Source organism: Agreia sp. Leaf283, from assembly GCF_001422485.1.
GTDB lineage: Bacteria > Actinomycetota > Actinomycetes > Actinomycetales > Microbacteriaceae > Agreia.
In genome coordinates this window covers 18,498-38,096 of the sequence record NZ_LMNF01000001.1, presented here as the reverse complement: position 1 = coordinate 38,096, position 19,599 = coordinate 18,498, and the positions used below count along the sequence as shown (strand labels likewise).

The window sequence follows — 19,599 nt, the reverse complement described above, 5'->3', positions numbered from 1 at the left end:
CATGGGCGGCATGGCACCAGCCGGCCGTCGGGCCGAGCGCCGTCGTGTGCCTTCTCCGGCGATGCGACTCGACATCCAGGTACTCCGTGCCGTGGCCGTCGGAGCAGTCCTCTTCTACCACCTCTGGCCCAATCTCTTTCCCGGGGGATTCGTCGGTGTAGACGTCTTCTTCGTGATCTCGGGTTTTCTGATCACCTCACATCTCGCCAAGAAGATCGGCACGGGCTCACATAAGCTGCTTGCCGGGTTCTGGGCGAATCGTGCCCGCCGCCTCCTGCCCCTCGCCAGCGTCGTCCTCCTCGCGACGATCGGCGGCATCTTCGCGTTTATGCCGGAGTCCAGTTGGAAGGTCGCCCTGCGAAACATCGTCGGGTCAGCCGTCTACGTGCAGAATTGGATGCTCGCCAACGACTCCGTGAACTATCTCGCGAGGGATCAGGCGCCGATTCCCACCCAGCACTTCTGGACGCTGTCGGTCGAAGAGCAGTTCTATATCGCGTGGCCGCTGATCCTTCTGGGTACGGCGCTGGTCGTCCGGCGCTCACTCTCAGGGCGCAGGCCGCTCGAACAGCCTCGCCTTGTGCAGCGTTCGATCACGATCATCGTCGTCGTGATCCTCGCCTCCTCTGTGGTCTATTCGGTCTGGCTGACATCGACGTCGCCCAGCATCGCCTACTTCTCAACACCGGCAAGGGTCTGGGAGTTCGCGTCCGGCGGTCTCCTGGCGATTCTCGTCGCGTCTCCGGCGCTGCGGGGAGCACACCGTGCTCTCCCGAGGTCGATGCGGATCGCGTTCTCCTGGGCAGGGTTCCTCGTGCTCGGCGGCACGATCCTCCTGCTGCCCGTAGATACCGCATTCCCGGGAGTCGCCGCGCTTCTTCCTGTCATCGGCGCGGTTCTCATGATCTGGGCGGGTGATCTCGGCCGAGCGTTTGCCCCCACGCTCTTGGCTCGCGCGCGCGTGATCACCTACATCGGGGACATCTCGTACGGCATCTATCTCTGGCATTGGCCACTGGTCGTCCTGGTTCCGCTGGCGTCGGGTCAGCCGCTCGGAAACGTCGCGAAGGTGGCCATCATCGGTGCCTCCCTCGCACTGGCCGCAGTAAGCAAGGTCCTGGTGGAGGACCCCTTCCGATACGGCCAGTTCTGGACCTTCCGCATTCGACGGGGCTTCTATCCGGCCATAGCGGGCATGGCCGCGGTGTGCGTCGTCTGCGCTGGCAGTCTCTTCTTCATTTCAGCGACGGCGCCCCAGGCCGGTGACGGGGCCCTGCCCGCACTCGGGGCGGGCACCGACGTCGACGCGCCTCTGGTGCCGTCGATAGCAAACCGGGCAGACGACAAAGCGGAGATGTTCGACTGCTTCGATTTCGACGGAACGGGACCTCACGAGTGCACGTACGGGTCGGATGATGCCCCGGTGTCTCTCGCCATCGCCGGTGACTCCCATGCCGCTCACTGGATTCCGGCCCTCATCGATATCGTCGACCAACGGGGCTGGAAACTGACGACCTTCGTCGGGCTCAACTGCGAGGCGGGCTTGTCCGACGCCTGCGCAGGGGGACGCACCGGATTCGATGACATCGTCGCGAACGACTATGACCTGGTTCTCGTCGCAGGGAGTCGACGAGCGGCAGCCACCCAGGAAGCCACGGCCGATTATTGGGGGCAGCTGGTGGATTCGGGTGTTCCGGTGGTGCCGATCGTCGACGTTCCCTACAACCCGGCCTCCGCCTTCGACTGCATCGACGCCAGCGGAGGAGAAACGCGAGCGGCGATGTCGTGCACCACTCCGCTGGCGGCGGCGCTGGATGCCGTTGCCGATCAAACGATGTCCACAGGACTGAAGCTGGGTCTCGATCCCATCGACCTGACCGACGTGTTCTGCGATTCACAGGTGTGCAACTCCGTGATCGACAACATCGTGGTCTACCAGGACTCGCCCGCTTCGCATCTGACCACGACTTTCTCCCACCACATCTCGCCCATTCTGGGTGAGGAGATAGACAAGCGCATTCAGGGCTGACGCAGCGGTGTTGGTGGGTCAGCACGAGTCATTGCGTGGGCGCGCGAGCGGGCTCCCGGCGTCGCCCGCCAACCGTGCTCGCCTGTGTACTCGGCGTCCCAAGCGTGAGAATGTCGGATTCGGCGAGCCTCTATGCTGATCCGTAACCGTCGCGGTGAATCACAGCGTCGACGCCGCACGCTCAGGGGGCCCACCATCATTTCCACCACAGACTGTCTCGCGAACACCGGATCCGCCGACGTCGTGCCTTTTGTCGTCCTCACTGCCGTGCTGCTGGTCGCCGGCGTCGTAGGTGTTGCCGTTGCGCGGAAGCGGGGCAGGTGGGCGATGTTGGCCCTGATGCCACTGCTCGTGGGTGTCGTGCTCTTCGGGGGCGGGTCACCGGCGGCGCAGGCGGCCACGGACTGCGGCGCACCGGTGTCACAGGGGGAGGCGCCCGTCGTGCCCCCGACGATCCCGAAGCCCGAGCCCGAGCCCGCATGCACGCCTATCTCGTACGACTCCGTCGCGCCGGAGACGGGCGACTGGTCAGGAACGGTGTCACCGGTCGAGGGCCTGCAGGGGCTCGTTCAGCCGTGGGACGCCGACGATTCGGACGCCGTCGAGTCGCTCGTCGCGGCAACGAGCATGTACCCCTTGCCGGGAATCGTGACACTCACGGTCGTCGACTACTCCACCGAGGCCGATGTCGCCCCGGTCGAACACACCATCTCGGTGCTGCGTGGAGTATCGCCGGATGAGTACGTCGAATGGGTGACGCTGTCGACCGTCGAAAACACGGTCTTCGTTCCGCAGCAGCTCATCGATGCGGCCGTCGCGGAACAGCTTCCGGAGATCGACGACTCCTGGTACGTGACCTCAGTGGGAATCGTGGTCAACAGCAACTACCTCGACGGGTGCGGGGGCACCGGGCAGGCGACCATCACGCTCGGTGGTCCGATTCCTCTGACGTAGACGGCGCAGCGGATTCTCCGCCGCCTCGTCATGTCATTCAGGGATGCCCGGGAAGGCTCTCGCAGGCGATCCTGTCGCCGTCGCTATCGAGACCCGCAACGTCGCCGTAGGCCGGGTAGTACGTGTCGAACCAGTTCTGCGCCGCCCGCCATGTGGCGAAGTCGCTGCAGTTGACACTGTTTCCCGGGTTGCCCGGGTTGCCGGGGTTGCCCGGGTTGGATGGACCAGGTGGCGGGACACAGTCCACGTGGACCCTCTGGTTCGTGATCGTCGCGCCCCGGAAGTAGACCCTCACATCCGCCGTGGTGTCCTCACCCACGCTGGTATCCGTAACGGTAACGCTGTCGTACGCGCCGGTCATTCCTTCGGTGCGTGCGTCGTCTGTTCCGTCGAGGTTGTAGTCGATGCCGTACGTCCAACCGACCTCGAAGGGGTTCGGATTGGTCACGCTGATGCTCAGTCCGCTACCGCAGGAGTGCTGCACGGATACGCTCGGCGTGGAGGCGCAGGGCGTCATCGTCTCCACTGCTGGGGAGACGGAGTTTGGGCCGCCGAGGATGGCAAGTCGATCCGCGCCCAACGCGTTGATCGAGCCGACGATCGAAAACGGCACACAGGTGCCGGGCACGATGAACAGCGGCGAGCCTTGGTTGCCCGCCAGGGCCGCACCGGCGAGAGCATCGGGAAAGTTCAGCCCGGTGGCAACGAATGCCGTCGTTGCCGAGGTGAATGCTTCGACATTGATGTTGCGGCTCGCCTCGTAGCGATCCGCCCCACCGAGTCGCTGCGATCCCCCGGGAAGTCCGAGCGCAGCGACGGAGTCCTCGATCCCCGTGGTCACGGAGTTGGGTCCGCCGGCGATGACCACGTCGTGTGCTCCGAGCTTCACGATAAGTTCTTGAACCTCGATCGGCGCGGTATCCGCCTTGCCGTTCACCAGCAGCACCGCCCCGTTGTGTGCACCTGCCGCGGCGCTGGCAGACAGCGCGTCGGGGTAGTTCGCTCCCGTGGCCACGTACACCCGCGAAGCCCCGGTGGTGCCGAATGCGTAATCGACGACCATTCTCGATGCTTCGTACCGATCGGCCCCACTGAGTCGAATCGTCTCCCCGAATGTGGAGAGCTCCGCGAAGACGGCGTCTGATACCGATGCCGTACCCCCAACGACGACGATCTTCTTCGGAGTCAGTCTTTCGAGCTCTGCTCGCACCGACTGGGGCAGAGAATCGGGCCGAGTGAGCAGAAGAGGCCCGTGCGAAGCCGCTGCCGCCGGAGCAGCGCTGAGAGCATCCGGGTAATCGGTTCCTTTCGCGATGTAGACCACGTCGACATCGGGTGCATACTCGTGCGCAATGTTGACTGCGACCTCATAACGGTCGGCGCCGGAATACCGGCTGACGCTTGTGATGCTGGCCGTGGCCGAGCCATCGACAGCCAGGACCGAAGCAATCACTGCGAGACAGACGAGCAGGGTGGAGAGAGCGGTTCTCATTGAGTCCTATCGGGCTGGCTGATTTCGTCAGCATACTGGCTCCGACCTCCCGGTCACGTCAGCGGCGGTTGAAGACCCGCGTCACAAGATATGCCCGGGTCGACAGCCCCACGCGCACGGCCAGGCGTACGGGGGCGAGGTACCAGCCGCGGTACTTGCTCGACAGAAAGCGGTAGGCGCTCTCGTGATGCACGAGGACCATCTTCGTGGAGTGCTCGTCTGTGGAGTGCGCGCCCGAGTGCATGACCGTGGCCGACGGGGCGTACCTGTTGCGCCAGCCGGCCTTCGAGAGGCGGTAGCCGAGGTCGACGTCTTCGAAGTACATGAAGAAGCGGTCGTCGAAACCGCCGACGGCGTCGAAGGCCTCGCGGCGGATGAGCAGGCAGGAGCCCGACAGCCAGCCGGCGTCTCGCTCGCGGGGAGGACGCTCGTTGTCGCTGTGGTACTTGCGACTCCACGGGTTCGAGGGCCAGATGTTGGCGAAGAGTGCGTGCCCGAGCCCCATACGCAGCGACGGGATCGCCCGCGCCGACGGGTAGATCTCGCCGTCGGTCTCGACCAGCGGTCCGACAGCGCCGATGCGGGCATCCGATTCACCGACCCGCACGAGCTCGTCGATTGCCCCGGGATGGATCTTGATGTCGGGATTGCTCACGAGAACCCAGGCGACGTCGGACGGCAGGCTGCGAACGGCCGCGTTCATGGCGCCGCCGTAGCCGAGGTTCGCACTCATGGGGAGGTAGGCGACGCCGTAGCGTTCGGCGAGCTCGCGCACGGGACCGCCGGCATCCGGACGGTTGTCGGCCACGACGACCTGCAGCTCGGAGACGCTCGCGTGCTCGAGCGACGCGAGGAAACCGTCGAGTACGCCCTCCGAGCCGTAGCTGACCGTGACGACTCCGGCCGCGCTCACGATGAGGCTCCGGCCTCGGCGAAGGCGCGCGAGTAGACGGCCGCGCATTCGCTCCAGGTGAACTGCGCACTGCGGGCGAGTCCTGCCGCGGCCAGTGTCGCCCTGCGCTCGGGGTCGTCGAGCAGTTCACGCAGCCGAGTCGCGATCGACGCGGCATCGGTCTCGGTGTACTCGACGGCGTCGCCGCCGACCTCGGGGATCGAGAGGCGCCTGGTCGTCAGCACAGTCGCGCCGCTCGACATGGCTTCGAGCACGGGCAGTCCGAATCCTTCGCCGAGGCTCGGGTAGACGACAAGCTCAGAGCCGCCGAGGAAGGCCGAGAGAAGTTCGAGCGGCAGGTAGCCTGCCTCGATGACGGGCCGTTCGTCGGCGGGCAGGCCGGCGTTACGGTCGAGGGCGTCGTTCGCGGCCTCGTCCCAGCCGCGGGCGCCCGACAGCACGAGCACGGGAGTCGTGGGATCCGCGGCGCGGAGGGTCGCGTGGGCCTCGATCAGTGCGGGGATGTTCTTGCGCGGCTCGATCGTGCCGAGGAAGGCGATCCACGGCTGGTCGGGCCGCAGGCCGATCTCTCTCCGTGCCGTGGCGACGGCCTCCGGGGTGGGCGGCGCGAAGACGGCGGGATCGACGCCGAGGTAGCCGACATCGATCGTGCCCTGCGCGCGGGCCACGTAGCGCTGCACCTCGTCGGCGGTTGCGCGGCTGGCGGCAACGAGCCTGTCGGCCCGAGCGTTGGCCCAGCGGATCCAGGTGCGGAAGAAGACGCCCTTCAGACGGGAGTGCGCCTCAGGCGAGCTGAAGAAGGTGGCGTCGTGCAGGGTGACCACCCGCCGAGCCCGCGCAACAAGGGGGAACGTGTAGTGCGGCGAGTAGATTACGTCGGCATGACGGCGGCGGGCGAGCGCCGGGAGACCGGTCTGTTCCCACAGGAAACGACCGCCCCGAAGCGACACGAGTGTCGGAGCGACGAGATAGGTGTGGCCGGGCGCGACCGCGTGCAGTGCAGGGATGTCGTGTCGCTTCGCGACGACCTCGACGAGCTCGCCGTTCTGCTCCAGGCCGGAGAGCAGGCCGGAGATGAACCGGGCGACACCCCCGTGGCTGGGCGGAATCGACGTGGCGTCAAACAGTACGCGCGGCTGAGCCACGGTGCTCCTCCTGCCTGACGACCAGTGCACGGCGATCGGCCGAATGGATGCGCAGGGCGACGACGGCGAGAACGGCGAGCCCGGCGGCGAACAGCGCCAGCGGAACGGCGATGCCGCCGGGCGGAATCCAGGCGGGATCGGTGATCAACTGCTTCCACGAGGTGTCGCTGCCGATCACGTTGCGGCGGAGGGCCTTGAGGAATCCATAGCCCTGGCCGGCGATGAAGCCGAGCAGTACGGCGAGCACCAGGCGGGTCAGGCCGGCGGCCCTCAGCGGCTGCTCTTCGAGGCTCAGGCCGACGAGCGCGGCGACGCCGATAATCAGCATCACGAAGATCGGCAGACCGTATCGGCCTTGCCAGATGAAGCCGCCCGAGGTGATGAACGCGGCCTGGATGAGGGCCGGCAGGAAGACGGCCAGCACGAGCAGGATCACGCCGACCAGTGCCCGACGCCCCCGCAGCAGGCTGAAGCCCGCGAGCAGGATGCCCCCGAGCAGTATCGTCCAGATCACGATCGTGGTGGCGGGCACGGGGGTGTCCATCCACCCGAAGTTGCCGATCATGTCGGCGCCGTTCGTGAACGTGAGGGTGATCATCTTCACGAATCCGAAGAAGGGGCTCTGGCCCACGTCGGGGAAGACCGTCGTGATGACCGTGGTCGCGGGGGCCCCGCCGGTCGCCTCCGTTGCGAGCCTCGAGCTGATCGGCGTCCACGCCAGCGCGAACGCCGCGCCCACAGCGATGATCGCCGCAGACACCAGCACCACCCGATGGCGCAGGAGTCGGCCGAGTTCGCGCCAGCTCAGCAGGAGGAGGGGAACGAGGATCGCCAACGCGATCCAGAGCGGTGAGATCGTGCGCGTGTTCGCGGCGAGCACCGAGACGACCACGAGAATCGTGGCCCGTTCCCGAAGCAGCCGTTCGTCGGCCTGGGTGACGATCGTGAGCATCGCCACGAATGCCGCGATGGTGCCCGAGATCTCGAACGAGCTCGGGTTCACCAGCCCGTTGACGTAGATCACCATGGGGGTGATCGCGACGGTGAGCCCGATGAGAGGAATGGTCGGCCTGCGCCAGGTCGACACGAGCATGAAGGCCAGGGCGAGGATCGCCGAGGAGAGGATCGCGCTGACGATGCGCATCGCGTAGATGCCGACCTCGTTCGAGAAGATGAGCGTCGGCCAGCCGACCATCGCGTAGTAGATCGGGTTGTAGTAGCCCGCCGTGGTCGTTCCCGTGACCAGTTCACCCGGGTCGCCGACGAGCGGCGGCGCACAGTTCGCCGGCACCTCCGGGTTGAACACGAAGCACGTCTGGGCGTTGCTCCACGACACGTAGTTCGGCACCGTCACCTCGTTGCCGTAGCTGCCCTGGGGTCCGACCAGTTCGCCTCGCACGACGGAGGCTGCCTTGATCAGGTGGGCGGGCTCGTCGGGACCCGAGCTGATCGGCGACGCGATCGCCCAGGCCGACGCGAGAAGGGCCAAGGCGATCCAGGCGCCGGCGAAGACGCCCCATCGTGCTCGAGAGGGGCGGGGGGCGATAAAGGTCACGACTGTTCCTTGATCGACCTCTCGAGCTCGTCGATGCGCAACTGCTGGAGGGCAGCCGTCTCGGCGAGCACGCGGGTCTTGGTCTCGAGGTCGGTGAGTTCGGCGCTGTGCTGGATCGACACCAGGAACAGCACCGCCATGCTCACGAAGAAGATGAGGTTCGTCGGCACCGCGACGCCCACCAGGCCCGCCGCCCAGCCGAGGATGTCGGGAAACAGTCCGACGATCAGCGCCAGCGATCCGGCGAGCAGCCACCAGACGGCGTGCCGCTCGCGCAGGCGTCTGCGGCGCAACATCTCGATGACGACACCGAGTGTGAGCAGGGCCGAGAAGACCCCGAGCAGGTATGTGGCGATGGTCATCGGGTCGACGCCTCCGGGGGCAGGATGACGGGCGGCCGAAGCAGGGCGATGAACAGTGCCATGACCGCGCGGCCCAGATAGATCGCCGCCTTGAACGGATTGTGGGAGGGGCGTCCACCCGCGCGAGGCCGCATGGCGACGGCCACCTGGCTCACCCGCAGGCTGGCCCGGCTGGCGATGACGAGCGACTCCACCGTGTCGCCGAGGTATTCCGCGGGGTAGTGCGCGGCGAACAGCCTGACCGCGCGGGGGCCGCTGGCGCGGAACCCCGACGTCGTGTCGGTGAGTCGCGTTCGGGCGAGACGGCTCAGGATGCCGGAGAGCATGAGCATGGCCCACTTGCGGGGGCCGCGAACCTCGTACTCACCGGTTCCGGCGAAGCGCGCGCCCAGCACGAGGTCGCTGGAGTTCAACTGCTCGATGAGGGCCGGGAGTCCGACGGGATCGTGCTGGCCGTCGGAGTCGACCTGAACGACGTTGCGGTAGCCGTGCTCGAGAGCGTACTTGAAGCCGACGCGCATGGCGCCGCCGACTCCGAGGTTGAACGGAAGCGTTGCCACGATCGCGCCGGCCGCAGCGGCCTCCGCACCCGTCGCATCCATCGAGCCGTCGTCGACGACGAGGCAGGCGATGCCGGGGTAGGAGGACAGGACCTCGCGAACGACGTTGCCGACGGCCTCTTCTTCGTTGAGTGCGGGCATCACAATGAGTGTGCCGTCAAAGGGGCGGGGCATCCGACCATCATAAGCGCCCGTGAAGACGGGGGAGCGGAGGCGCGATCAGGCCCGGGCGATCTCTTCGACGGACTCCGGCATACGGCCCTGGCGCCCCCGCACCCCGTCGCGCCAGCCGGCGACGATGAGACGGGCGAGCGTGAGCCTGTTCGGCGAGAGCGCCAGCACGATGGCGAAGTGTCGAGCGTCGAGCGCGGTCTCCTTCATCGACCAGGCCCGGTGACGAGCGCCGAACGCCCGGTTCATCAGAACGCGGTTGCGGGCCAGGTAGTAGTAACGGAACGGGGCGCTGCGCACGAGTGAGACGTCGCGGCCGCCGAGGCGGAGACGCCGCCCGAAGATCGTGGGATGGAAGCGGCCGCCGAGGCTGTGGCTTAGGTGCGTGCCCGCGGCGAGCACCGTCTCGAAGCCGGCGTCGGAGAGGCGCATGAAGTACTCGGTGTCGACGGAGTCGATGAAGAGGCCGGCGCGGAACGGTCCGGCGTCGTGCCACACCGAGCGGGGAATGACCAGACCCGACTGGATCGGCTCGAGCCCCAGCACCACGCCGTTGCGCACCTCGGCCACGCGAGAGGGCAGTCCCTCGACCGAGTGCGGGGCGACGAGGCCGACGCGAACCCCGGCAGCCGCGGCCGCGTCGTGTGCGGCGACGGCGCGCGCGACGTAGTCGCCCTGCAGCGTCGAGTCCTGGTCGAGGGTCAGCACGAATTCCGCGCCGGGCTCGCTCTCGAACGCCGTGTCGACGCCCGCGTTGAGCGCGGCGGCGATGCCCGAGTTCTGACCGAGCAGAACGACCTGGCAGCCGGCCGCCGCGCAGGCATCCAGAATCTCTGCCACCTCTGCGGTGCTGCCATCGTCGACGATCGTGACCGACGCGGTCTGCGAGAGAAGAGAGGTGCACGCGTCGATAAGCGCGGGGCCGGGATTGAAGGCCGAGATCACCGCGACGACCCGGGTCGACGGGGCCGGTCTGTCTGTGCGCTGCACGCGAAGCCTCCTTCTCGTCGGGCGAATACTATGGTGGCATGATCCGGGCGAGCGTGTGCATGGCCACCTACCGAGGCGCACCGTTCGTGAGGGAGCAGATCCTCTCGATCCTCGAGCAGCTGCACGACGACGATGAACTCGTGATCGTCGACGACGCATCGCCCGACGACACCGTCGCAGTCATCGAGCAGATCGACGATCCCCGCATCCGCCTGCACCCCGAGCCGGTCAACCGCGGCTACGTGAAGACGTTCGAGAACGCTGTTCGGCGCGCTCGCGGAACCTACATCTTCCTCTCCGATCAAGACGACGTGTGGACGCCCGGCCGGCTCGACCTGATGGTCCGGCACCTCGGCACCAGCCTGGTCGTCGCCGGCAACTACTCGGTGCTCGGCGAACACGGCCGGATGCCCGCCCGCCGGCCCCTGAGACCGGGTTACGACCGGCAGATCGGCTGGAACACCTTCGCGATCCTCGTGGGCTACCGGCCCTATTTCGGCTGCGCGATGGGGTTCCGCCGGGAGCTCGTGCCCGATCTCGTGCCCTTCCCCGAGATCTTCATCGAGTCGCACGACCTGTGGCTGGCCATTCTCGGCAACGCGACCCGGTCGATCTCGCACCTCGACGAGGTTGTCGTCGAGCGTCGCCTGCACGAGAACAACGTCACTCCTCTGAAATGGCGCCCGCTCGGCACGATCCTCACAGCGCGGCTCATGCTGGCGCGGGGGATGCTGATCGCTCGGCGGCGGGTACGCCGCAGGCCACCGGGTTCGATCGCCTGATGACCACGCATCGCTGCCGATTCCCCGGTCTCAGCGGCTGCGTATACAGTGGCTCACTGTGACTTCCTCCAGCGTGCGCCCCGCGCCGCCCGCGCAGAAAGGGCACGTTAAAGACCTCCGGCTCGACATCCAGCTTCTGCGTGCGGTGGCGGTCGCGCTGGTCGTCGTCTATCACCTGTGGCCGCTTCGCCTGCCCGCCGGGTTCATCGGCGTCGACGTCTTCTTCGTCATCTCCGGCTTTCTGATCACGTCTCACCTGCTCAAGCAGGCCGAGGGCCCTGGCGGCATCAAGGTCTTCCGATTCTGGGCCAATCGCGCCCTGCGTCTGCTGCCCATGGCGTGTCTCGTGCTGCTCGCGACGATCTGGGCCGTCATCGTCTGGATGCCGCAATCGGTCTGGCAGTCGACCCTCCGCAACATCGTGGGCTCGGCGCTGTACGTGCAGAACTGGCTGCTCGCGAGTGATTCGGTCAGCTACCTCGCGCGTGACGAGCACCCGCCCATAACGCAGCACTTCTGGTCCCTCTCGGTCGAGGAGCAGTTCTACATCGCCTGGCCGATCCTGTTGCTCGCGGCGACCTTCGTCGCCGTTCGAATCGTCGGCAAGAAGGCCGAATCGGCTGCGCGCACACGCGCGATCCGACGAGCGATCTTCGGAGTCATGGCAGCGATCGCCCTTCTCTCCTTCGCGCTCTCTCTGTGGCTCACGTCGAGCCAGCCCGACCTCGCGTACTTCGCGACCACGACGAGGGCCTGGGAGTTCGCGGGCGGCGGGCTCATGGCCTTTGCGGCACTCAAGTCGCCCGTCTGGTTCGGCACGCAAGGCGGCCTCGTTGCGCGATCCCTCCTGAGCTGGGTCGCCTACATCACGCTCGCGGCGACGGCATTGCTGCTGCCCGCCAGCGCTCCCTTTCCGGGAACCGCCGCACTCCTCCCGGTTCTCGGCACGATGCTCGCGCTGTGGGTCGGCGACAGCAAGAAGATCTATTCGCCCACGGTGGTCGCGCGCTTGCGCCCGGTCACCTACATCGGCGACATCTCCTACGGCATCTACCTCTGGCACTGGCCCCTCATCGTCGTGGCTCCCTTTGTGCTGGGCGGTGCGCTCACCACCGTGCAGAAGCTCGTGATCGGACTCATTGCGATCGTTCTCGCCGGCGTCAGCAAGGTGCTCGTAGAGGACCCGATCCGATTCGGCTCCTTCTGGCGTTCCTCCGTTCGCCGGGGTTTCTATCCGGCCGCTGTCGGCATGCTCGCCGTGACGCTCATCGCCACCTTGTCGGCCACCATGATCGAACGAGGGGGACTGGCGGTCGCCGCCGTCAGCGCACCGTCTTCCTCCTCCGTGGGAGAAGTCCTCGACGGCGAGGCGCCGTTGGTTCCCACCCTGGCCAATCGATCGACGGATCGAGGCAACATGTACGACTGCTTCGATCTCGATCACACGACGCCCCATGTCTGCGAGTACGGGTTCACCGATGCGCCCGTTCGGATCGCGATAACAGGTGACTCGCATGCGGCGCAGTTCATCCCGGCACTGACTCAGATCGTCGAGCAGAACGGGTGGAGCCTCACGACCTTCGTGGGTGTGAGCTGCGACGCGGCGCTCGATGTCGAGCAGTGCGCGGGTGGTGCCGACTATGCGTCCCAGCTGATCGCGGGTGACTACGACGTGGTGCTCACCTCGGCCTACAGGGATTCCTTCACCGACCCCGTCGATGTGGGCGCCTACTGGAAGACCCTGATCGACGGAGGAGTCAATCTTCTGCCGATCGCCGATGTTCCGTTGAACCCGCAGGCCTCGTTCGACTGCATCGATGCGAGCGATGGCGACCCGGCGGCGGCGCGCCAGTGCGTGACTCCGGCGGATGTCGCGCTGAACTCGGTTCCTGATCGGGTGACGTCACTGGCCGACGAATTCCAGATTCCCTTCATCGATCTGACCGACGAGTTCTGCGACGACGACGTCTGCCGAACGGTTCGCGACCGCACCATCATCTACCAGGACTCGCCCACGTCTCACATCACTGCGACGTTCGGCCGACTTCTCGCTCCTCGGCTCGACGCCGAGATCCGGTCGGCGATCGGCAGGGGCTAGCGGCCGCCGAGCACGTGTCGCAGCAGAGCGCGCCGACCATCCGAATCGCCCGACCGCAGGGCGGCGGGCAGCTCCGACAGCGCGTTGAGTCGCGACGGCACGTGCCGCCGGGCGACCCGGGCGGCGCGGTGCCAGCCGAGGGCGTCGCAGCGGTCCGCGGCCTCGTAGAAGACGTCGCGCTCCTCGGCGAACTTCGATCCGTCGACGCCGCCCTGCGACGACACGCTCGCCGCGTGCCTGCGGTAGTCGAAGACGACCTCGTCGTCGAGCACGAGGCTGCCGCCAGAAAGCACGATCTGCATGATCAGCGTGAGGTCCTGCACCACGCGGCGGTCCTCCCTGAAGCCGAACTCGCGCAGACGAGAGCTGCGCCAGCAGAGCGAGGGGAAGTAGCACCAGTTTCCGCGCAGAAGACTGGCGGCGAGCTCCTCGCCACCGAGGACTCGGGGGCGAGGGCCGCGGGGGCGCAGAACCGTCTTCACGCGGTCGGCGAGCGGCAGCGCGGGGTCGCCGTTCTGGTCGATCACCGATACTCCCGGCTGGAGCAGATCGGCATCCGGGAAGCGGGAGCGCAGCTGCGCGATGCGCGCCACATAGTCGGGCCGCATCACGTCGTCGCAGCCCATGATCACGGCGAAGTCGTTCTCGATGAGCGAGACGCAGCGGTTGAAGTTGCCGCTCACGCCGAGGTTGCGCTCGTTGCGCAGGTAGCTGACGCGAGGGTCGTCGAGCCCGAGCGCCCACTCGCCCGCCGAGGTGTCGGGGTAGACGTCGTCGACGATCACCAGACGCCAGTCGGCAGAGGTCTGCGCGCGCACGCTCTCAACCGCGCTTCGGAACTGATCGACGCGGCCGTAGAACGGCATGAGGATGTCGAGGGTCATGCCGGGCGGGTCTCCGACGTCAATCGTCGACCGTCCAGTCCTTGATGAAGGAGCGGGGAAGTCGGGAACCGGCGTCGCGCAGGCGACCGTCCGAGACGTAGCCGGGAATCATCGCCAGCGCCTGCACGAGGCCGAGGGCCGTCGCCCTGACCTGCACACGGGCATCCGAATCGCCCTTGTTCGCGACGGCCCGCCTGGCGGCCTTGAAAAGGCTGCCGCCCGTGCGAGCGACCGCCGAGACGAGCATGCGCAGCGTTCCGTTGCGGGCGGTGACCAGGATGCGATTGCGCACGTTGTGCCGCAGGAAGAACGGCGACCGGATGCCGCTCGACGCGGCGTGACGGTGCCACACGGTGGCGCCCTGCGCGTACTGCACGCTCCAGCCTGCCCGACGCAGGCGCCAGGCGAGATCTGTGTCCTCGTAGTACATGAACAGCCGCTCATCGAAGAGACCGACTGTGTCCAGCGCCGCTCGTCGAATGGCCGCACCGCCGCCGGAGAATCCGAACACCTCGACCGGGCTGTTCTCGTCGTCGGTGGTGTCGAGCCATGAGCGGTCCCGCCCATTGCCCGAGCGCGATACCTGGTTTCCGGTGCTGTTGATCAGGGCGATGCCCGAGCCGGGGGTCGCATTGCGCGCCACGCGTTCCCATCGCTGGCCGGATGCCGAGACGTACGCCGTCGGGGAGCCGGGTGCGGGAACGAACCTCCCGCTCAGGAGAATGCGGGCGGTCACGGCGGCGACGCGGTCGTTGCCGTCGTCGGCGAGAGGAGCCACGATGGCCGAGAGGAAGCCCGGAGCGGCGACGGCGTCGTTGTTGATCAGCACGATCACGTCGCCCGAAGAATTCGCGATTCCGAGGTTGGCGCCGCCTGCGAAGCCGATGTTCTTCGGGCTGCGGATGATGCGCACATCCGGGTAGAACTGCGCGATCTGGCGGTCCGATCCATCGGTCGAGGCGTTGTCGACGACGACCACCTCGACGTCGACGCCCGGCGTCTTCTGCTGCGAGAGGGACTCGATGCACTCGAGCACGAAGGCGCCGCCATTGAAGTTCACGACGATGACGGTCGCCCGCAACGTGTCGTGCGGCATGGCTTCTCCTCGGTCGATCGGCACATGGTTAGGCTACTAGCTGTTCCGCGGCCGCCGATCGGGGCCGAGCACGAGAACACTGTCGAAGGAGCCCCTCGTGAGCCTGTTCTCTCGCGCCGTCACGTCGCTGAAGTCGGAAGGTCCGCGCCAAGCCGCATCGCGCGTCTTCAACCGACTGGCCATCGATCTGAACACCAACAAGCCCGGCGAGTCGCTGGTGCACCCCGACGACGCCGTCGCCGTCGACTGGACGGTGCCCGCCCTGTTCGAGACCGACCCGCCGCAGCCTGTCACCGAGAACGTCAAGACGGCGTGGATCATCTCCCCTCCCGGCCGCACGAGCGGTGGACACCAGAACGCCTTCCGCTTCATGGACTTCCTCGAGAAGGCCGGCCACTCGGTGACGGTGTACTTCTACACGACGGAGTCGAAGCCGATCGACCTCGCGGCGATCCGTCTGATGCTGCAGACGACCAGCGCGTATCCCGACCTTCGCGGCGAGCTGCGCATCTACGACCAGGCCGTCGGGCTGGATGCCGACACCCAGGCCATCTTCGCGACCGGATGGGAGACCGCCTACCCGGCCCACCGGCATCCGTCGAACGCCCGCCGCTTCTACTTCACGCAAGACTTCGAGCCCGCGTTCTACGCCTCGGGCAGCGACTACGTGCTGGCTGAGAACACCTACCGCTTCGGCTTCCACGGTATCTCGGCGGGAAAGTGGCTGTCGAAGAAGCTCACCGACGACTACGGCATGCCCGGCGACCACTACGACTACGCCGTCGACAAGCAGCACTACTCGTTCACGAACACGTCGCGCCGGGGCGAGGTGCTCTTCTACGCCCGCCCGCCCACATCGCGCCGCGCCTTCGAGTTCGGGCGGCTCGTGCTCACCGAGCTGCACCGCCTGCGTCCCGACATCACGATCAACATGGTGGGCTGGGACATCTCGCCCTACTGGGTGCCGTTCCCCTACGTGAACCACACCGCGCTCGACATCTCGCAGCTCAACGAGGTCTACAACCGCTGCGCGGCCGGGCTCATCCTGTCGCTCACGAACATGTCGCTGCTGCCGATGGAGGTCATGTCGAGCGGAGTCGTGCCGGTCGTGAACGACGGGCCCAACACGCGCGAGATCTTCGAGAGCCCGTACATGGACTACCAGCCCCTGTCACCCGGTGCGATGGCCCGCCGCATGATCGAGATCGTGGATGACGCCCGCCAGGTGGAGCACGCGCGCGAGATGGCGGAGTCGGTCGCGCGCATCGACTGGGCCGACCCGGGAGTGATGTTCATCGAGGCCTTCGACCGGGCCATGGCCGAGGGGCCAAGTACCATGGCACGGTGAGTTCACTAAAGAGGGTCTGGCAGGTTCTGCGCGAACAGGGGCCGCTGGCGTTGTTCGCCCGGGTCGCGCGCGGCATATCGCGGTCGATCAAGCCGATGCCGAACTCCGTGCCGATCCGTCTGCTGGTGAAGACCGAAGACGCCAGCGAGGTCGACTGGAGCATTCCGCATCCGGCCGTCGTCGCCCCTCGCGTCGTCACGGGCGACAAGCTCACGGTCGCCTGGATCATGTCGCCTCCCGGCGAGTCGAGTGGCGGCCACCAGAACATCTTCCGGTTCATGAGCTACCTCGAGGCTGCCGGGCACACGGTCAAGATCTATCTGTACAGCTCGCTGCATCCCTTCACCGTGGCGATCGTCAAGGACATGCTCGCGTCGTCGCCCTCCTACCCGAAGCTGAAGGCGAGCATCGAGGCGCACACCGGCCAGAGCGTGGGCGATGACGTCGACGCCATCTTCGCCACCGGGTGGGAGACTGCCTACGCGTCGTTCCGCGACCAGGCGAACGCGCGCCGCTTCTACTTCGTTCAAGACTTCGAGCCGTACTTCACGCCGGTGGGCTCGGCCTCGGTGCTCGCCGAGAACACCTACCGCTTCGGCTTCCAGGGCATCACCGCCGGAGGGTTCCTCTCGCACAAGCTCTCGACCGAGTACGGAATGACCGCCGCGCACTACGACTTCGGCGCCGACAAGTCGCTGTACAACATCACGAACAAGGGTCGCCGCAAAGAGATCTTCTTCTACGCGAGGCCGGTCACCGAGCGACGCGGCTTCGAGCTGGGCATCCTCGCGCTGGCGCACTTCGCCCGCGAGCGGCCCGACTACGTGATCAACCTCGCCGGCTGGGACGTGAGCACGTACAAGATCCCCTTCCCGTATGTGAACCTTCAAGACCTGCGCATCGACGAGCTCAATGACGTGTACAACCGGTGCGCTGCCGGACTCGTGATCTCGCTCACCAACATGTCGCTGCTGCCCCTCGAGCTGCTCGCCTCGGGGGTCATCCCCGTGGTGAACGACGGCGAGAACAACCGTCTCGTCAGTGACAACCCGTTCATCGAGTACGCCGACCCGTCTCCCAAGGCGCTCGCCCGACGCCTCATCGAGGTCGTCGATCGCGCCGACCTGCCGGAGCACGCACGCCTCGCATCCGAGAGCGTTCAGGGCGCCGACTGGGACGCCGCCGGCGCAACCTTCGTGAAGCTCTTCGAGGACGCCGTCCGTGGCTAGCTGCCTGGTCATCGGGGCCAACGGGTTCCTCGGCTCGCACCTCGTCGACGAACTCGTCTCGCGCGGGCACGAGGTCACGGCCTTCGACCGGTTCTCGAGTCAGCAGGCCGCGTACTCGGCTCTCGGCGTCAGGCAGATCGCGGGCGATTTCATGAATCAGTCCGACGTGACCGAGGCCGTCGCCGGAGCGCAGTTCGTCTTCCACTTCGTCTCGACCACCACTCCGGTGACCGCGGAGAACGATCCGACGCTCGACGTGCGAACGAACATCGCGTCGAGCATCGAGCTCTTCCAGCACTGCGTCGACGCGGGTGTACAGAAACTGTTCTTCGCCTCGACCGGCGGGGCGATCTACGGTGACCAGCCCCGCACATCCTTCTCTGAGACCGTGTCGCCCCTGCCGGTATCGCCCTACGCGATCGGCAAGCTCGCGATCGAGGGGTACCTGCGGTACTTCGGCAAGAAGTACGGGCTCGACTCGATCTCCTTCCGCATCTCGAATCCCTACGGGCCTCGGCAACGGGCGAACAAGAAGCAGGGCGTCATCCCCATCTTCCTGTCCCGCATGGCGAGGGGGCTCCCGCTCATCGTCTACGGCGACGGCTCGATGGTGCGTGACTACCTCTATGTGCGGGATGCCGTGCGCATGATCGGCGACACCGTCGGCGGCGATTCGAACGAGAGCGTCTACAACATCGGCAGCGGTACCGGCACGAGCGTGAGCGAACTGCTCGACGTGGCGCGCAGGGTCACGGGCATCGAACCCGATATCGAGGTGAAGCCTGTTCCCTCGACGTTCCTCGATCGGGTCGTGCTCGACACGGGTCGGTTCACGTCGGAGTTCGGCTACGACGAGTTCGTCAGTCTCGAACGCGGCATCGCCGATACCTGGCGACACGTGACGGGGGAGTCTCGATGACCGTCACTCAGCCCGAGAACGTCGAGCCCGATGTTCTGGCCACCGTCGCGGTGCTCACCTACAACGGCGAGACGTATCTCGAGCAGATCCTGAGCGCCGTGGAGGGCCAGGTCATCGACGGCGACGTCGACATCCTGGTGATCGACTCGGGATCGACAGACGGAACCCTCGGCATCGTCGCGAGGCACCCCGCGGTTCGGCTTCACCAGATCCCGAACTCCGAATTCGGGCACGGCAAGACGCGCAACCTGGCGGCTCGCCTCGCGAGGGGCGAGTTCATCGCCTACCTCACGCACGACGCGATCCCGGCAACGGACGGCTGGCTGCGCGAGCTGCTCGCGCCGCTGCGCGACACGGCCGCCGACATCAAGGCGGTCATGGGCAAGCAGATTCCCCGCCCGGGCTGCTTCCCCCTTCTCAAGTACGAGATCGAGGGTGTGTTCGCCGGGTTCGGGCCGGACTTCGGAACGACGGTCTTCTCCGACGACGGAACGGCGAAAGAACAAGGGCTCATCGATGCCCTCTCTTTCTACTCCGACGTCAATTCGGCCACGGGCACCGCGTTCCTGAGGAATGAGATTCCCTATCGAGACGTGCGCTACTCAGAAGACATGATGTTCGGGCAGGACATCATCGAGGCGGGCTACAAGAAGGCCTATGCTCCCCGCGGAGCCGTGATCCATTCCAACGACCTCACGCTCGACGAGTACGGCAAGCGCATGTTCGACGAGACGGTGGCGCTACGCCAGATCGGCAAACCGATCCCGCCCATGCGCCGTCGCGCCCAGCTGCGCATGACCGTTCGAGGCATCCTCGCCGACAGCATCCGCATCGTGCGCGACGACTACTCCCGGGTGGGTACGCTGCGCTGGCTGCTCGTGAATCCGCGCTTCCACAGGGCGAAGTGGCGCGCATACAGAGCCGCGACGCTTGTCGACCTGAGCGACGACGCAGCGATCCGAGCGGGGTCCCTGGAGCACAGCCGCAAGGTCGATCCGGAGCACTGAGGGGTGTTCGTGAGACCCGATTAGGAATTATCGGCGGCTGCCGCCATGATTCTGCCAAGGGGATC

Annotated in this window: 17 protein-coding genes; 8 read left to right on the top strand and 9 right to left on the bottom strand. The window is 66.5% G+C overall.

The genetic code is table 11. The features are described 5' to 3' along the window. Position 1: 1 nt before the first annotated feature. The gene (locus ASF51_RS00155) at positions 2 to 2,029 is read left to right on the top strand and encodes an acyltransferase family protein (protein WP_055923532.1); all 2,028 of its coding nucleotides are present in this window, start codon (positions 2 to 4) and stop codon (positions 2,027 to 2,029) included. Between the two features lie 339 nt (positions 2,030 to 2,368). Further along, on the top strand, positions 2,369 to 2,983 hold the full coding sequence (locus tag ASF51_RS00150; protein ID WP_157411939.1) for a hypothetical protein: 615 nt from the start codon (positions 2,369 to 2,371) through the stop codon (positions 2,981 to 2,983). A gap of 37 nt (positions 2,984 to 3,020) precedes the next feature. On the opposite strand, the gene ASF51_RS00145 is transcribed toward ASF51_RS00150, so the two are convergent. The 7 genes from ASF51_RS00145 to ASF51_RS00115 form a co-directional block, all read right to left on the bottom strand. Then, positions 3,021 to 4,475: a cell wall-binding repeat-containing protein gene (locus ASF51_RS00145; RefSeq protein WP_055923526.1), complete on the bottom strand. Its 1,455-nt coding sequence runs from the start codon at positions 4,473 to 4,475 to the stop codon at positions 3,021 to 3,023. A gap of 58 nt (positions 4,476 to 4,533) precedes the next feature. Beyond that, positions 4,534 to 5,388, bottom strand: a complete 855-nt coding sequence (locus tag ASF51_RS00140) for a glycosyltransferase family 2 protein (RefSeq protein ID WP_200926066.1) — start codon at positions 5,386 to 5,388, stop codon at positions 4,534 to 4,536. Continuing rightward, positions 5,385 to 6,533 carry a glycosyltransferase family 1 protein gene (locus ASF51_RS00135; RefSeq protein ID WP_055923523.1) on the bottom strand — a complete coding sequence of 383 codons (1,149 nt, stop codon included), beginning with the start codon at positions 6,531 to 6,533 and terminating at the stop codon, positions 5,385 to 5,387. The genes ASF51_RS00140 and ASF51_RS00135 overlap by 4 nt, the downstream gene beginning before the upstream one ends. Further along, positions 6,508 to 8,088 carry a DUF2142 domain-containing protein gene (locus tag ASF51_RS00130; RefSeq protein ID WP_055923520.1) on the bottom strand — a complete coding sequence of 527 codons (1,581 nt, stop codon included), beginning with the start codon at positions 8,086 to 8,088 and terminating at the stop codon, positions 6,508 to 6,510. Before ASF51_RS00130 ends, ASF51_RS00135 begins: the two co-directional genes overlap by 26 nt. After that, complete coding sequence (locus ASF51_RS00125) at positions 8,085 to 8,450, bottom strand: DUF2304 domain-containing protein (RefSeq protein ID WP_055923517.1); 366 nt, start codon at positions 8,448 to 8,450, stop codon at positions 8,085 to 8,087. Before ASF51_RS00125 ends, ASF51_RS00130 begins: the two co-directional genes overlap by 4 nt. Then, complete coding sequence (locus ASF51_RS00120; RefSeq protein WP_235497088.1) at positions 8,447 to 9,151, bottom strand: glycosyltransferase family 2 protein; 705 nt, start codon at positions 9,149 to 9,151, stop codon at positions 8,447 to 8,449. The genes ASF51_RS00125 and ASF51_RS00120 overlap by 4 nt, the downstream gene beginning before the upstream one ends. A gap of 78 nt (positions 9,152 to 9,229) precedes the next feature. After that, positions 9,230 to 10,171, bottom strand: coding sequence for a glycosyltransferase (locus ASF51_RS00115; RefSeq protein ID WP_055923511.1), 942 nt, complete (start codon positions 10,169 to 10,171; stop codon positions 9,230 to 9,232). A gap of 38 nt (positions 10,172 to 10,209) precedes the next feature. On the opposite strand from ASF51_RS00115, the gene ASF51_RS00110 reads away from it, so the two are divergent. Together ASF51_RS00110 and ASF51_RS00105 are read left to right on the top strand one after the other, a co-directional pair. Then, positions 10,210 to 10,953: a glycosyltransferase gene (locus ASF51_RS00110; protein WP_055923509.1), complete on the top strand. Its 744-nt coding sequence runs from the start codon at positions 10,210 to 10,212 to the stop codon at positions 10,951 to 10,953. Positions 10,954 to 11,011: 58 nt separating this feature from the next. Beyond that, on the top strand, positions 11,012 to 13,051 hold the full coding sequence (locus tag ASF51_RS00105) for an acyltransferase family protein (protein ID WP_162236907.1): 2,040 nt from the start codon (positions 11,012 to 11,014) through the stop codon (positions 13,049 to 13,051). Here the strand turns inward: ASF51_RS00105 and ASF51_RS00100 are convergent. Next, positions 13,048 to 13,935 carry a glycosyltransferase gene (locus ASF51_RS00100; protein ID WP_055923504.1) on the bottom strand — a complete coding sequence of 296 codons (888 nt, stop codon included), beginning with the start codon at positions 13,933 to 13,935 and terminating at the stop codon, positions 13,048 to 13,050. The two genes, ASF51_RS00105 and ASF51_RS00100, sit on opposite strands and share 4 nt — an antisense overlap. Before the next feature lie 19 nt (positions 13,936 to 13,954). Continuing rightward, positions 13,955 to 15,031 carry a glycosyltransferase family 2 protein gene (locus ASF51_RS00095; RefSeq protein ID WP_055923501.1) on the bottom strand — a complete coding sequence of 359 codons (1,077 nt, stop codon included), beginning with the start codon at positions 15,029 to 15,031 and terminating at the stop codon, positions 13,955 to 13,957. A 97-nt stretch (positions 15,032 to 15,128) separates the two neighbouring features. Between ASF51_RS00095 and ASF51_RS00090 the strand changes: the two genes are divergently transcribed. The 4 genes from ASF51_RS00090 to ASF51_RS00075 are packed head-to-tail and all read left to right on the top strand — an operon-like array spanning position 15,129 to position 19,534. Then, a complete protein-coding gene (locus ASF51_RS00090) occupies positions 15,129 to 16,379 on the top strand; it encodes a glycosyltransferase family 1 protein (protein ID WP_235497087.1) in 1,251 nt (416 codons plus the stop codon). Then, the gene (locus ASF51_RS00085) at positions 16,376 to 17,608 is read left to right on the top strand and encodes a glycosyl transferase (protein ID WP_082479416.1); all 1,233 of its coding nucleotides are present in this window, start codon (positions 16,376 to 16,378) and stop codon (positions 17,606 to 17,608) included. The genes ASF51_RS00090 and ASF51_RS00085 overlap by 4 nt, the downstream gene beginning before the upstream one ends. Continuing rightward, a complete protein-coding gene (locus tag ASF51_RS00080; RefSeq protein WP_055923492.1) occupies positions 17,601 to 18,527 on the top strand; it encodes an NAD-dependent epimerase/dehydratase family protein in 927 nt (308 codons plus the stop codon). The genes ASF51_RS00085 and ASF51_RS00080 overlap by 8 nt, the downstream gene beginning before the upstream one ends. Continuing rightward, positions 18,524 to 19,534, top strand: coding sequence for a glycosyltransferase family 2 protein (locus ASF51_RS00075; protein WP_055923489.1), 1,011 nt, complete (start codon positions 18,524 to 18,526; stop codon positions 19,532 to 19,534). The genes ASF51_RS00080 and ASF51_RS00075 overlap by 4 nt, the downstream gene beginning before the upstream one ends. Positions 19,535 to 19,599: the final 65 nt, after the last annotated feature.

Excerpts from the sequence above, each read along its gene's own strand:
- ASF51_RS00155 (WP_055923532.1), top strand. The coding sequence starts at position 2 with ATGGGCGGCATGGCACCAGCCGGCCGTCGGGCCGAGCGCCGTCGTGTG.
- ASF51_RS00150 (WP_157411939.1), top strand. The coding sequence starts at position 2,369 with ATGCCACTGCTCGTGGGTGTCGTGCTCTTCGGGGGCGGGTCACCGGCG.
- ASF51_RS00145 (WP_055923526.1), bottom strand. The coding sequence starts at position 4,475 with ATGAGAACCGCTCTCTCCACCCTGCTCGTCTGTCTCGCAGTGATTGCT.
- ASF51_RS00125 (WP_055923517.1), bottom strand. The coding sequence starts at position 8,450 with ATGACCATCGCCACATACCTGCTCGGGGTCTTCTCGGCCCTGCTCACA.
- ASF51_RS00120 (WP_235497088.1), bottom strand. The coding sequence starts at position 9,151 with ATGCCCGCACTCAACGAAGAAGAGGCCGTCGGCAACGTCGTTCGCGAG.
- ASF51_RS00110 (WP_055923509.1), top strand. The coding sequence starts at position 10,210 with ATGATCCGGGCGAGCGTGTGCATGGCCACCTACCGAGGCGCACCGTTC.
- ASF51_RS00100 (WP_055923504.1), bottom strand. The coding sequence starts at position 13,935 with ATGACCCTCGACATCCTCATGCCGTTCTACGGCCGCGTCGATCAGTTC.
- ASF51_RS00095 (WP_055923501.1), bottom strand. The coding sequence starts at position 15,031 with ATGCCGCACGACACGTTGCGGGCGACCGTCATCGTCGTGAACTTCAAT.
- ASF51_RS00075 (WP_055923489.1), top strand. The coding sequence starts at position 18,524 with ATGACCGTCACTCAGCCCGAGAACGTCGAGCCCGATGTTCTGGCCACC.